This window comes from Hassallia byssoidea VB512170, from assembly GCF_000817785.2.
GTDB classification, from domain to species: Bacteria; Cyanobacteriota; Cyanobacteriia; order Cyanobacteriales; family Nostocaceae; genus Hassallia; species Hassallia carrinoi.
Genome location: NZ_JTCM02000149.1, coordinates 1 through 13280, shown reverse-complemented (window position 1 = coordinate 13280; position 13280 = coordinate 1). Strand labels below are relative to the sequence as shown.

Sequence of the window (13280 nt, the reverse complement as noted above, 5' to 3'; positions counted from 1 at the left end):
CAGAAAAGCTTGGTAGTCAAATGTTGGTTTTGGGCTGTTGAGGGTTTGAGTTGTTGATTTTGTGGAAGTGCTAACAGCAGACATGCGAAAATCCTCCTAATTGTTTGTGGAGGGGGATTTTGGCTGTCCTGGTTTTTTAAACTAGTACCGGATTACTATTTGTATTTTGTCGTGGGGTAATCTAGAATAAAAAACAGGACGACAACAAAAAAGGAAAATCCTCCAACAATCCTTAATAATTTCTCCAAAGTGCCACGGGCTGGAATCTTGTAGCCACTCTAAAGAATTATTTGGATTGTCGTCCCCCTATTTAATCTCTCCAAGATGTGCCACGGGCTGGAATATTGTAGCCATCTATTTGAAGAGAGTTTACGACTTTATCTGGTTGGCGATATATTCTTCCACCTCTGGTGAATCCAGACGGCGTACAAGATATTCAACCAAATCGCTTTTCGAGATTTGAAGCTTGGTAGCTTTTTCTCGAATAAGCTCGTAGCCGTAGGGCGTAATTAAAGAACAGAACTGGATTTTCGCTTCACCCCAATGCATCCGCAGCTTTCTAATAGGTTTAGAAGGTTTGTCGGGTGCTTTGTTTTTTAGCTTGGTTTCCATAGTCCTTGTTCCTATCATTACCTGATCATTGATGTTAATTCAAAATAGATTTTCTGTCCAGGAATAAATCAGCCTTATTGCAATTTTGTGAATAAGTGAATACCAGATTAGTTAACTGTTTGACTAGACAAACACCTGCCATCATTAAATTAAGCTTCTACCCATTAATTTATTACTTCAAAACTCCAGATATGCTCTATAATTGACCTCCAGGTTTTACGTAGAGTATTTAAATAAATGATTAGGCTTTATGATTTTAAGACTAATGGCTAGAGACATGACCTGCAATATTTTAAATTAAGAATTGTTTCAGTTGCGATTTGCCGATAAGATTCTCAATGTTAAGCCAGCCCACCGCCGACGTGAGCAACCTTAAAATTTTCCCGCAAGCGGGAAAAATCCACTATTTAAGTTGCAGCAACTTTATCTGCTTTTGGCTTTTTCTCAAAAACCTGAATATTTGGCTCCAGCAACACAAATCCATTTTCAGTTGCCTCACCCATCTTGCCTGCGATCGCGCCCACCCATTCCGGAAAGTTGGCTTGCGCGTCGGTGAGTTTTTTCCAGACTTTGGGTTTGACGGTGATGTTGATAATTCGCCCATCGCAATCAATATCAAAGCGTTGCCAACCATTTTCGACTGCGGTGGCGTTGGGCAACTCGCTGATTTTAATAGTGATTTCTAGCTTGCCTTGGATCATGTTGACACTCCTGATTCAATTACTGGGTGGGGTATTGCCATTACCACCTTGCCGCAAAGCACGTCGAAGCATATCTTCAACGCCTTCTATGCCGTCACCAATTATCCCAACTAAGTCAGAAATATTACTTTCTAGCTCCTGCTGCATTCGTTCAAAACCTTGATCAACTCGTTCTGTTAGTTGGTCGAGACGTTCTGTAAGTTGTGCGATCGCCTGGGTGTTGGCACGCTGCTGGTTTGCGTTCTCTAACAGAATCGCTTCGATGCGGTCTAGCCGAGTTGATGTGTCCTGGGGTTGGTCGGTCATGATACCTTTTTATTATTTTGTTTATCTTCTGCGATCGCTTTTTTAACCAATATTTTGACAAACTGAGGCAAAGTTACAAAGTTTCGTTCAGCCACCTCCTGAAGATATTCGTACTCTTCAGGAGTCAGCCGTATCGACACTTGCGGGTTTTTAGATGGCATTTATAGCAATTAGTCATACTATTTAACCATCTTAAGCTCCTGCCATTTCATCACTCAATATTTCAGCAAGTGTTGACAGGTGCTAGCACCTTCAGTTATATTAACTTGCATGGCAGCAAAGGGCAAGCCTGATGAACGGAACCAAAGCAACCAGTGGATAACAGCCCCAGCTATTGCTGAGAACAGGAACCGCTAAACGCTGAAAGTTAAACCTGTAAAAGCCTAAGCGCCATTAATTACGATTTGATTGACATTAAATAAGGATGGTCTTAAATGACTTATCTGGCAAGCACTGCTATTAGTGCCACTGCGAGTCATGACGCAATACCCTGCGGATGGGATTGCGGAAATGGCTATGCAAAGCTGCACTCGACAGACGGTGAAATTCTGATACCGTCTTACTTTTATCAAATTGATGACCATGACGGAGCCAACTATGAGGCACTTGGCACCGGTTCAGTAATTGAATATGTCTCAGGCGATCGCCTTGACTTGATAGGCACGCGCTGGCTGATTGGTGAGACTGCTGAAATTTATCACCCGTTGAATTATCAGCGGATTGTGGATGATTTTAAAAATAAAGTGACTTACGGATTGCAGATGCTTCTGGGCGCGATCGCACTCATGCCAAAGCAAAGCAACTATCATCTGACAGTTGTGGCAAGCCTACATGACTCTCAGGCATTCGCCACCGATTTGAAGAAAGCACTGCAAGGAAACCACATAGTAAAACTTAATGGCACTTCTTGCGGTGTGACGCTGACGGTTCAAGTAACTGAAGAGGGGATAGGCGCACTGATCGTAAATCGTGTTCCCGGACAACGCAAGGTGGCTTTGATTGACCTGGGGCATGGAACTACAATCACGAGCATTTTTGAGGGTAATAAATTACTCCAAAACTCTCGAATTGTTGAGCCTGTCGGTGTCTACCACCTGTGTAGCAACATCGCCAACAACATTGAGACACGCCGCAAGTTAAATAAGCCAGCATCTATCCACTTGATCCGAGAAGGTATTTACAATCAATTTCATTACGGAACTACTGGCTGGCAGTTTGATGAGGTGTACGCCGCCGAATTAAAACCCTGGCTTAAGTCTTGCTTGGTCAAAGCCTTCAAACACTTACAAGCTCGTGCTGATGACTTGGATGCAACTTACCTGATCGGTGGTGGTGCAAACTTGCCCAGCGTTAGTGCGATCGCATCTCGCCAGGGAATTGCAACTATCCAAAATTCCCAACTCGCAAACGTTCAGGGACTTTTAAAGCTGGCAACTTTAGTACAGAAACAGGAGAAGAATAATGGCTGAAAGCAACAGGATAAGCGTTCCCAAAGAATTAATTCCACACATCAAAGCTGAGGCAGCAAGCCTGTTATTAACTGACGATTTAGGTTCTGCTGTAGCTTGGATATTGCGAAAGTATTTCAAAGACCAAAAACAAGAGCCTGCATCCACTACGAAGGCAATCACAAAGACTGAAAGCTTGACAGATTATGACGATTTATTCGTTGCGTAGTCATCGTAATTTACGACAACAGGAGAAAATCATGGATTTGAACACAGCCTTAGAAGCGGACAATGCAGAGGGAGCGGAAGCATTGATTGACCTAGATGCGATCGCGACTCAATTAGAAGATTTTCGCGCCAAATATCCGAACACCTTCGCATATTTGTGTGGTGAAGGTCGCAGAGGCGCTGACTTTACTTTGGTTGATGGAATATCGGCTGTGTCGGATGCATTGGATGTTTTGGAGGAATCCTAACATGGGATACCCAGCAGTTAACTTGCCTGCCGCCAACGCCATATTCGCAGGCATTGACATCGGAATCACCAAACACGAACTTGGCTACTACTACGCCACGGTGCGCGGGGAAACTCTCCAAGCTCCACGGCTGATTGATTTGACTCACATGATCTTAAAGAGGTTGTCGGGATGCAAAAACAACTAGATGAACTCTGAAACCAAATAAAGTCTTGGCGTTGCACCTGGCTTGCCTCTCTACGGGGCTGATACTTGGTGGACTATTTCTCGACCTTGAAGTAAGTTGCAACCGTTACGAGGGAATAGAGATTCGACTTGATCTAAAGGTTTAGGGGATGCGGTCGCTAGTTTATCAGGCAGGCGACCGGTACCCACAGGATGCATCTACGCCGCAAATGTAAATACACAACCATACAAGGATATCAAAATGTCGAAGCCAATTGGATATTTTACCGGAACAATGCCGGGAGACGGTAGCCTGCTAGATGACATGCAGCAGGCATGGGGTAGCACTTTTGAGGTGCTGAACAATTCAGAAAGACTCTGGCTGCTATCTTCTGTAACGGGCATGATGACCGCAGATACGACAGAGGATTATAACCCACACGAGGTAAGCGACCTTACGTCAGCAACTGAGAGGTTTGATGAGTTGTCGTTTTACGAACAAGTAGCATTGGCAGAAGCTTTGATTCATCAGATTAAATATCACAGATACAACCGATAAACCTTGCCGGGGTGGGTACGCCTGCCCCTTTAAACCCGTGGTAGACGATAATCGCGCTCTATTCGGAACCTTTTTGAGCCTGATAGGGCTGGCATTTTTGGGGTTTTGCGTCGGTTCGGAAATGCCCAAAAGCATAACTGCTGAATTAATTTTCAGGACACAGGACATTAACTTTTCAACAAAAATAGAGGTCAAATAATGGCTGTAGTACATAACGAAACATTTAAACAACGCGCTCAGATTGGAAAGTGGATCGCATGGGGGCTAACAGGCTTTGATGCATACATGACGCATCTTTATTTGGCAAGTCTTGTTAAGTCTAATACCTACGTCAACTTCTACTTATTCAAGCTTTCAGCTAACACAGTTGTTGGAATACTTGGGGCAGCCTTTATCAGTTTGTATCAACTCACAATCATCTCAATGCTGTTCCAACCTGCTTTTTTCGCCAAGATGATGAGCGCTCCTAGACAGATACTGGGTTCACTTTCACCAGAAGCTGCTCGTGTATACAAAATAGTGATGTACGCAGGATTGGCAGCACTTGGCTTTGGGTTCTTCAAAGTTTGTCAAATTAATTTACAAGGTACGGTAACAATGCTTGGCACCGGCGATAACGAGTTCGCCCGTTTCCTCTCGGTACTGATCATGATTTCAGGTGAAGTTGCACTACATCTGGCGATGGTGAATGAGTTAATGGCATCCAATAGCGATTCATCAGGTAGTGGTGCGGTAGCCCCAAGAAACAATAGCACATCAATTTAAGGAGATAGCTATGGATTTACTCACAATTGTTGTAATTTTCGGTGGCGGATTACTTTGTGCTTTGATTTGGGGGTATTGCTTGTGGGCAAATTCACCAAAACGCTAAATAGCTTGCCGGATTGGGCAAAGGATGTTATTAGTCTCACTGCGTTGAATTTAACCTTTGTTTTGGCGATCGCAGTGATAGGAGGTTCAAGCTTCTGCCTTCTCAAAGCATCCCTTGATGAACCTACCGCCTCACAAATCAAGTAAGCCTACGCCCCTTAATTGGGGCATTGATTTATCTTTTATGGAACTTCTAATTACCCTCTTGCTTACTACCCAACAGCCTAAAACCCCGCCTCCAAAAGATGATGGTACAGGCGCAATTATAACCGCGTTATTAACGCTCTTCAGCGGTTATTTATCGACGCAGAAGAAAGAATCGACAGGTGAAAAAGCTGACAATGCAACTGTAAATATCAATCAGACGTTGTTATCGCCTAATACTAAAAGTACCATTCCACTCCTCCCAGAGCTACCCGAACAGGCTCCAAACAATCAAAGTATCTCTCTGAACAATCTCGCGAAGGCGCTACCTAATAACATAGACTGGACTGACAATTTAATTATGCAAACAGCTTTAATTTGGGGCAACCAGGGTGGAGGTAAATCTTGGTTAGCTCGTTACTCCATTAAGCTCAAACTTGAAGCTGGATACAAAGTGATTGTGCTAGACCCTGACAGTAACCCTTTTGAGTGGCAAGGAGTTGAAAGTTATCACGACTGGCAAGATATTAAATCTCAAATTGAATCTTATCTGACGGAACTTGAAAGTCGTTTAATTCAATTTAGAAGTTCTTCAATGAGCGAAGACCAGTGGGCATCTAACTTATTCGCAGAGGGTAAAGCGATCGCGTATTTGATAGAAGAAGCTACCACTTATTCATCCTTCATCAAGAATGAGGAATTGTTAGAGACGTTCGGAAAGCTGGGTTTAACCAAATCAAGAAAGCAGTTAATGCCCCTTACTATCGTAAGCCACAATAATACTCAATCTTGCTTATTCGGCATAAAAGGGCTGGGTAATCTAGTCTCAAAGATGCTCCAGGTTGAATGCTTGGCAGAAGTCAATAAAGAAACTTTGAAGCCTCAATCTACAGGAAAAGCTCGTCTAAAGTTAGACTCCTCTAACGAGTGGTTAAATGTTCAGTTGCCAGAGCTAAAAACCAAAATTACTAAGTTTAGTAATTATGGTAATCACGAGACTGAAGTTGTTGAAGAGAATTCCACCAGTGAGCAAGAACAAGCGCCTTTGAATCAAGAAGTTTCTGAGCCGGAAGATATAGAACGCGGTACAACCTGGACTAAGTTAGCCGATAAAGTTTATATCTCTTGCAAAGGCAAGGGTGAAATTCCAGTAAAAAGGCTGCCATCAAACTGCAACGCGGTTCGCGATTTTATCAAAGAGACTTATGGCAGCCAAAACCTAGATGATGCAAATCAACTTAGAGGCTTGCACATCATAGTCGGTGTTCTTGTAAGCCTTGATAAAGCAAGTTTTATTAATGCCAAGTACAGCAAATATGGAGATGTGATTCACGATAAAGACAACCTCTTCGTAGTCATCTAGCGGCTGTGTGTGTGGTTGTGTGAAGCCAGAAAGTACCGCACACAGAGGCACACAAGCCACACACACAAGCACACAGCCACACAGCCCACACAAGCACACAAGCTAATTAATGTTAGGAAAACACACAAATGCTTAAAACCATCAAACGCTACCTCACCGCAGTAGGCGACCAACAAATCATCGACCAGCGCTTGGCGGAATTATTTGAGATAGAAAAAGTAGTCACCATAAAACGGGCATACTTGGGAGATGCCGAAGTTGATGATCTAAGCGTACTAACTAAACCTGAACAAATTAAGTTATTGAGGGCGCTGGTAATTAAAAAGGTCGCGTCGGGGGAAAGTGCAGAGGAGGCACTCAACGCCCTGGTGGTGATAGAAAATATTCCACCACATTCAATCAGGCACGACTATCTTTATTCCATCCCAGTGCTATCAGAAGTTGGGGATATTATTAGAGTTGGGTTTAGTTTAACAATGCTTGGTGGGGCTGCGGTCGCACTAATAGTTTTTTTTAGTCCAGCACTTTGCAAGCCAAATGCATTGGGCGTAAATAATAGCCAAGTTTGTAATGCCGCTCGTGCCTTTGATAAATTCTTCCGCAATTACGAGGATAGATAATATTGAATCCATTCGGACGAGTATTTACAAACTAAATAAAGTTAGCCAAAATAGAACTGTCCTATTTTTGCAAAAATAGGACAGTTCTTTTTCTTTTAAACTATGCCAACTGAAAATCAAGCAAATCTCAAAAAGCGCCAAGCCAGTATATACTACCGCGATAGAGAGCATTTATCGGCTGATGAAATCCTCGCGTTGCTCGAAGCTGCTGGATCGAGAGGAAGATTTAGTGAGCGCGATCGCTCTCTATTATTAATGATGTTCAGGCATGGGTTGAGGGCTACTGAAGCCGCTAGCCTGAAGTGGAATGCGGTTGACCTGAAGTCCAAAACAATGAAAGTGAGTCGCTTGAAAAAAAGTATAGGCGGCGACCATCCACTGCAAGAGGACGAAGTACAAGCTTTAATTACTTTGAGAAATATTTATCCCGGCAGCGATTATGTCTTTCCAGCCGAGCGCGGGGGGCATTTAAGTATTAGTGGAATGCAAAAAATGTTTACTCGGATCGCACGAGAAGCGGGGCTAGAAGTAAAAATACATTCGCACATGATGCGGTCGAGTTGTGCCGGCTTTCTTTTAGCCCAAGGAGTGCCCATACAAGATATTCAAGCCTGGTTGGGCCACGTAAACGTGACAAACACTATCGGTTATTTGCCCGTTACTCCCAATGCTTTTTCAAAGTTTAATTGGAATTGGTCACAAGATAAATAAATTAAAAATCCCCCAAACAATTGTCAGGGGGATTATTTATTTTTAGTCTTCAATATTTAAATTAATTTCTAAATATACACGAGACTCTTTTGATTCACCCCTATTGGGGTAAGCTTCACTTCGGTTAATAATCTCAACCAATCCCTTCTGATCCATCTTCCCGACAAACCACAACCATTTTTCTAAATCTTCTTTTGTACCCGATAGTCGCATTTTAATTCGGTGACTACTCATGCCAGTTCGCCTCCTCTAAAAATGTTTGAGCTTTTGATTCCCAATTTTGTGAGGGGGTAGATTTTTCTTCACCTAGCTGGGCGATAAATTTATCTAGTACTTTCATCGCAGTTTTGTACTGTGGAGAAGTAGTAGCAATTTTCCCCCGTCCTGTCGTCAAAGATTTTAATGCGCGATCGCGCATTGCTTGACAATCTGGTGGCTTAGATGTTAAGGCATTGCCCAGTTCCTGCTGTAGTCCCTGGATCTGTTGTTTAAGCGCTTCGTTCTCACTCCGCATCTGCTCTATAAGCTGCAAGTTCTCTTGTTGCCTGGGTGTGTCTACTTTGTCTACGGGTTTGTTTACACCCAGGCTCAGGACTTTCCCAAGGCTGCTTCCAGTTCGACTAGCTTCTGTTGGATCGGTACTAGCTGTTCGGCAATACGCTTGTCTACTTCTGTGGACAATGTAGACATAGTTGTTGTGGCAGGGGGTGTAGCCAAACCCAAAGATTCTTTAAGCGATCGCTGTGCAGCTTGGCTGAGGCTCTCCCCCGGCTGTTGGATAGTCTTTAAAGCTTCTAATTCCTGATCGCCGAAGCGAAACGAGATAACTTGCCCTGCCATGTTGTAGACCGTTGTATACTCTGTAAACACACTTTACCTGATTTCTGTATACATGTCTACTCGTGTGGACGGAGATAATCACTTGGCAGAAGCGAAAACTGTCTGCACTTGTTACTAGGCGTATACGTGGCTTCGTTATATAAGCTCTTGTTATAAAAACGGCTCAAAGCCTGATTGTGTCGTATAAGGAATTGTAGCTAATTGATAAGCAAAACTTAATGGAGTAATGTATACGGCTGTAGGCGGTGTAAACAGGGGGTTTAGTACTTGCTAAAATGTTAAAAGAGCAACACCTGTAATATATGAAAATTCGCCGCAACGGACAGGCATCAGTGCTGACCGACGAACAACTCGAAGAATTGATGAGCGTTTTTTCACGATCTGATAAACTTTTATTCGGCATTTGCTACTATACATCATGCCGTATAAGTGAGGCATTGCAGCTCACCAGGGGAGATATTGTGGGTGAGCGAATTATCTTCCGGGCTAGCACAACGAAGACCAAAAAAACCAGGGAAGTGAAAATATCCGTAAAATTAGCGGAATTAATAATTGAGTGCGGCTTACCCAAAACGGGCTATTTATTTCCTGGGAGAAAAGAAGGGTATCGTACCAGGCAATCAGCAGATTTGGCATTACGCAAAGCGTGCGATTATATAGGACTCAAAGGTGTCAGCTCTCACTCGTTCCGAAGAAGCGGGTTAACAAAAATGTATAAGGCGGGTGTGCCGCTGCCAACACTGCAAAAGCGATCTGGACATACCAGTATCGCCAATTTAATTTTTTATTTGGATATTGACCGCGAAGAAGTTGATGCGGCAGGAGAACTATTGTAGCTAGCTATACTAGATGTACTCATGAGTTTACAGTGTATAAAAATGCCTACAACACCATTATCTGTTAGAGTCCCTGATGAACTTTTAGAAATATTAGATGCCAAAGCAGAAGAACTTGAATGCAGCCGCACTGACTACGTGCTAGCAATTCTGGCTGAAAGTGCTGGCATAACACTTCAACCCCGAACGACTGTAGACACATTTGTAGACAAGCGTTTACAGATGTTGGAGGAACGAATAGCGGTACTAGAGGAACAGTCGCAATCGAACGTATCACTGAGCGCGAAGAAATTGGCATCTAGGCTCGGTGTTAGCTACCAAAGCATATATAATCACCGCGATGATTTAATTGATTGGAGCCGCGAGCAAGATCCAGATGGGTGGGCGTGGCGATGGGACGGTGAAAATTATCGCCCTGTGGGTTGATGTGTACATTTGTGTACAAGCGTGTTCGGCTACGGAAATTACTGAAAGTTTATCAAAATTTAAAAGCAACTTCAAACTAAGGTATATCCAAGCTTAGGTAATTTCCGATATATCTATGAGTGGAGAAAAATTATGCTTCGATAAAAATGAATACAGCTATTAGAACGGGTGCAACCATAATTACCGGGTTAGCGCTGGGACTTTCATTGCAAACTTTTTTACAAAAGAGTGCGTTTGCTGATACCTCTGAACGTGTTACTGAACCAACGAGGATTCGTGAGCCATACAAAGGACAGGGTTGTTCATGCCCCTACGACCGTGCCAGAGATAATAGTCCTTGTGGGAAGAGGTCGGCTTACGTAAAACCAGGTGGAGAGGAGCCGAAATGCTATGTTGGCGAAAATTCCTCTAGGGAGAAATGGTATTATTCACCCGATACGAGCCATGTAGATCCACGCCCCGGAAGATAAGCTTTATCAATCGGTTTAGAAGTTTATGAGCCAAAAATAGCCGAAAATTTGGCTCTAACTTTTTCAGTCTTTCAATAAATCTCAAAATCTTCCAATAAATCTCCAATACGAGCGTAAATCAACTAGGGCGAGATCCAACTATTTCCCGCTTGCGGGAAAAATTGCAAGTGCTTACTGCATTATTAACCGCACCTAAAAATTTAAATTATTTCCCGCCGATGGGAATTTTATCCCCAGGCAAGAGAGTCGCTGATTAACGATTCGGCTGTAAAATCATCGTCACCGTGAATCGCCATCATAGGAATACCTAGTGCTGAGAAAGTCCAGAATTTTTGATTCTCACTTTTTATGCCTATCATTCGGCATCCATGAATTTTTTCAATTTCTTGACTGCCCAAATTTTTACGAGTGACTGTAAAAACAATTTTGGGTAGAGTCGGCGCAATTAATTTTTCAGGAAGCCAAGTTAAATCATTGAAGTTATTGGTTTCCAGCAAGTGAGTACTCAGCAGGCGAGATAAATACTTAATGTGCCGCTGGGATGCTTTTTCGATGACGGCTATTATTTTTTCCTGATTCATTTCCGGCAGTTCCGCAAACTCTGCCCAAATTTTGCAATCGAGGATAAGCGCCATTAAGTTTTTCACTTCAGTTTCAGGGATTACCACTTCCTGAAAATCTTCGGGTAAGGGGGAATTAGGGGGCGAAATCGCTGGAACGCTTACACTGTCTGGGTGTCCACCCTGTCCACCCTCTTTTAGGGAGTCATTCTGAACCTGGACACCCCGAAACCCAGTCCCAGAGCGGGTGTCCAAGGTGTCCATTTTGTCCCCACCTACTTGGGGGGTATAGTAAGTTATTTCTTTTTCAAAAATTTCTTTTTTTGAATCTTGTTTTTGATTTGTACAAAAACTTTGGGGGGGGACACTTGGACAACTTGGACACCCTTGCTGTGACTGGGTTTCAGGGTGTCCAGGCTCGTTTTGGGCTGGTTTTTCACCCTGGACATCTTGGACACCCTTACCCTGACTGGGTTCTGGCGTTTTTGGTGGTTCTGGAGGGTTCCAGAAATCGGTAAATTGCTCTAAACCACCTTCATGGCAATTAGCTTTTATGCAAACCCAAATCGGATTTGAAGGTGGTGAGTTTTGGCTGTTGTTGTGTTGCTCGTCACCCCCAATTTTGGTAAAGGCTCCTGTCAAGGGGGCTAGATATTCCCAATGTGCTTGTACGCGAGAACGCACTCCGTCCCGCTGTTGCCCCCAATGCCTATCCACAAAATTTAGTGGCACGATTGTTTTAAGGTGGCTGGCAAACTTACTCATCCCCAGTGGGGTGTACCCATGTTCCTTACAGTACGCAACATACCAAGTATGTAGCTGGTGATTATCTACATAGCCAGCATCGGATGAAGGTCGCAAGCATAAGTCCACGAATGATTTTGTGGAGTCACCGTACAGAGAGGCATCCATCGCCGAATTAATTGCACGGTCAACTGATGGGCGCGATGTCAATATCTGATCTCGCTCCTCTCGCGGCATTGCCAAAGCCCAACTAATAACATCCGCTTTTACAGCTTCTAGTTTTAGCCCCAAATTTGGATCTGGTTGTACATTTCTGTTCAAAACCGGGATTGGATAAGCGCGTCGTGCCCAACCATCTCCTGCATTTTCTATTTGCAGATGATTTACTGATGCCAACCAAAATCGAATATTCCACTGCTTTGGGTACGCCACTGGGTTAAACAATGCCCTACCGTTCAGGGGACCATTGTCCACCAGCTCGTAAAAAGCCCGTACACCTTCGGCATAGCCACCCATATCGGGAAAGCCAAATATTCGCTTGCCTGTTAAGTACTGATGGCGACCTTCAGGGGTAGAAATATCTGAGAAGTAGCTGGCATTTCCAGATCCTGATTCGCCGAATAATAGGCTCCAGAATCTTCCTAATGTCCCTTTTCCGCCGCCACTTTGCCCAATTAAATGTGGAAATCTACCATAAGGGGCGGTAGGATCTAGAAACATACTGGTAAATGCCCGAATAACATTTACCATATCTGCACCAAAAGCTTGAGTGATAAATTGTAAAAAAACTTCTGGACAGCTTTTATCTGGCTCGTAGTCGTAGGGGATAATATTCTGGAGGTAGTAAGCTTTATTGTGTGGCATCGTCTCCCCGGTACGCATATCTACCACGCAATTTCTAAATGCTAAAAGGTGGTTATTTGCAACGGATGATTCCTCCCGTTCCAAGCGGCTGCGAGCATATTTAAATGCCGATTCTTTGTGGCTATTACATTCGTAAGGTCTTTTTGCATACCAGTCAAGCATCTTGGAATAACTTAATTTGTAGCTTTTTTCACTAGCTTTCGCTATAAAAGCTAAAATGCGGTTGTCCGGCTGGTGCTGCCAAATATTTATCTTTTCATCCCAGCGATAAAAAGACGAATCACTAACCCACCAGTTGCCTTCATCACCTCCAAACTGCTGTCGATAAAACCAACCGTCAAAAGCTTGATTCGTGACGCAATTATCGAAATTTAAATTTAATTTCTCACAGATTTCTCGATATAGTTCTTCAGGATGCCCATCCGAATTAATATCATCCTCACCATTCCCATCATCCCCGTTTCCTCTATTTCCCCCATTTCCTCCATTGCCGCCATTACCAGAATGGAAATCTTCTCTATTTATTCCCAGCCTTTCGCATATTTCTTTCCAAAAGAAAACTTCA

At 43.4% G+C, this 13280-nt stretch carries 19 protein-coding genes; 11 read left to right on the top strand and 8 right to left on the bottom strand.

What is annotated here, in order from left to right:
• Window positions 1-369 precede the first annotated feature (369 nt).
• From PI95_RS32295 to PI95_RS32280, 4 genes are all read right to left on the bottom strand, one after another.
• Entirely contained in the window at window positions 370-612 is a 243-nt protein-coding gene (locus tag PI95_RS32295; RefSeq protein ID WP_039754286.1) for a hypothetical protein, read from the bottom strand.
• Window positions 613-1019: 407 nt separating this feature from the next.
• A complete protein-coding gene (locus PI95_RS32290; RefSeq protein WP_039754287.1) occupies window positions 1020-1313 on the bottom strand; it encodes a hypothetical protein in 294 nt (97 codons plus the stop codon).
• A 15-nt stretch (window positions 1314-1328) separates the two neighbouring features.
• Window positions 1329-1619, bottom strand: coding sequence for a hypothetical protein (locus PI95_RS32285; RefSeq protein WP_052325873.1), 291 nt, complete (start codon window positions 1617-1619; stop codon window positions 1329-1331).
• The gene (locus PI95_RS32280) at window positions 1616-1780 is read right to left on the bottom strand and encodes a ribbon-helix-helix domain-containing protein (protein WP_163519390.1); all 165 of its coding nucleotides are present in this window, start codon (window positions 1778-1780) and stop codon (window positions 1616-1618) included. The genes PI95_RS32285 and PI95_RS32280 overlap by 4 nt, the downstream gene beginning before the upstream one ends.
• A gap of 273 nt (window positions 1781-2053) precedes the next feature.
• Here PI95_RS32280 and PI95_RS32275 point away from each other — a divergent pair, with 273 nt between their 5' ends.
• From PI95_RS32275 to PI95_RS32235, 9 genes are all read left to right on the top strand, one after another.
• Window positions 2054-3088: a ParM/StbA family protein gene (locus tag PI95_RS32275; protein WP_039754289.1), complete on the top strand. Its 1035-nt coding sequence runs from the start codon at window positions 2054-2056 to the stop codon at window positions 3086-3088.
• Window positions 3081-3296, top strand: a complete 216-nt coding sequence (locus tag PI95_RS32270; protein ID WP_039754290.1) for a hypothetical protein — start codon at window positions 3081-3083, stop codon at window positions 3294-3296. Before PI95_RS32275 ends, PI95_RS32270 begins: the two co-directional genes overlap by 8 nt.
• 31 nt (window positions 3297-3327) lie before the next feature.
• On the top strand, window positions 3328-3543 hold the full coding sequence (locus PI95_RS32265; protein ID WP_039754291.1) for a hypothetical protein: 216 nt from the start codon (window positions 3328-3330) through the stop codon (window positions 3541-3543).
• Between the two features lie 427 nt (window positions 3544-3970).
• Window positions 3971-4267 (top strand): hypothetical protein, encoded by a 297-nt coding sequence (locus tag PI95_RS32260; RefSeq protein WP_039754294.1) that lies wholly within the window; start codon window positions 3971-3973, stop codon window positions 4265-4267.
• Window positions 4268-4465: 198 nt separating this feature from the next.
• Complete coding sequence (locus PI95_RS32255; RefSeq protein ID WP_039754296.1) at window positions 4466-5032, top strand: hypothetical protein; 567 nt, start codon at window positions 4466-4468, stop codon at window positions 5030-5032.
• An 81-nt stretch (window positions 5033-5113) separates the two neighbouring features.
• On the top strand, window positions 5114-5284 hold the full coding sequence (locus PI95_RS32250) for a hypothetical protein (protein WP_163519389.1): 171 nt from the start codon (window positions 5114-5116) through the stop codon (window positions 5282-5284).
• 37 nt (window positions 5285-5321) lie between these two features.
• Window positions 5322-6644, top strand: coding sequence for a hypothetical protein (locus PI95_RS35415; RefSeq protein WP_201280697.1), 1323 nt, complete (start codon window positions 5322-5324; stop codon window positions 6642-6644).
• Window positions 6645-6772: 128 nt separating this feature from the next.
• On the top strand, window positions 6773-7264 hold the full coding sequence (locus tag PI95_RS32240; protein WP_039754298.1) for a hypothetical protein: 492 nt from the start codon (window positions 6773-6775) through the stop codon (window positions 7262-7264).
• 102 nt (window positions 7265-7366) lie between these two features.
• Window positions 7367-7975 carry a tyrosine-type recombinase/integrase gene (locus PI95_RS32235; RefSeq protein WP_052325874.1) on the top strand — a complete coding sequence of 203 codons (609 nt, stop codon included), beginning with the start codon at window positions 7367-7369 and terminating at the stop codon, window positions 7973-7975.
• A 42-nt stretch (window positions 7976-8017) separates the two neighbouring features.
• On the opposite strand, the gene PI95_RS32230 is transcribed toward PI95_RS32235, so the two are convergent.
• The 3 genes from PI95_RS32230 to PI95_RS32220 all read right to left on the bottom strand — a co-directional run bounded on the left by PI95_RS32230 (window position 8018) and on the right by PI95_RS32220 (window position 8845).
• Window positions 8018-8209 carry a hypothetical protein gene (locus PI95_RS32230; protein ID WP_039754300.1) on the bottom strand — a complete coding sequence of 64 codons (192 nt, stop codon included), beginning with the start codon at window positions 8207-8209 and terminating at the stop codon, window positions 8018-8020.
• Entirely contained in the window at window positions 8202-8489 is a 288-nt protein-coding gene (locus PI95_RS32225; protein ID WP_039754301.1) for a hypothetical protein, read from the bottom strand. The genes PI95_RS32230 and PI95_RS32225 overlap by 8 nt, the downstream gene beginning before the upstream one ends.
• Before the next feature lie 74 nt (window positions 8490-8563).
• Window positions 8564-8845, bottom strand: a complete 282-nt coding sequence (locus PI95_RS32220) for a hypothetical protein (protein WP_163519388.1) — start codon at window positions 8843-8845, stop codon at window positions 8564-8566.
• A gap of 272 nt (window positions 8846-9117) precedes the next feature.
• Here PI95_RS32220 and PI95_RS32215 point away from each other — a divergent pair, with 272 nt between their 5' ends.
• Window positions 9118-9651 (top strand): tyrosine-type recombinase/integrase, encoded by a 534-nt coding sequence (locus tag PI95_RS32215; protein WP_039754303.1) that lies wholly within the window; start codon window positions 9118-9120, stop codon window positions 9649-9651.
• Window positions 9652-9693: 42 nt separating this feature from the next.
• Window positions 9694-10077, top strand: coding sequence for a ribbon-helix-helix protein, CopG family (locus tag PI95_RS32210; protein WP_039754305.1), 384 nt, complete (start codon window positions 9694-9696; stop codon window positions 10075-10077).
• A gap of 697 nt (window positions 10078-10774) precedes the next feature.
• Here PI95_RS32210 and PI95_RS32205 read toward each other — a convergent pair.
• Window positions 10775-13280, bottom strand: a 2506-nt coding sequence (locus PI95_RS32205) for a primase-like DNA-binding domain-containing protein (protein WP_201280696.1), incomplete at its 5' end; no start/stop codon positions are given.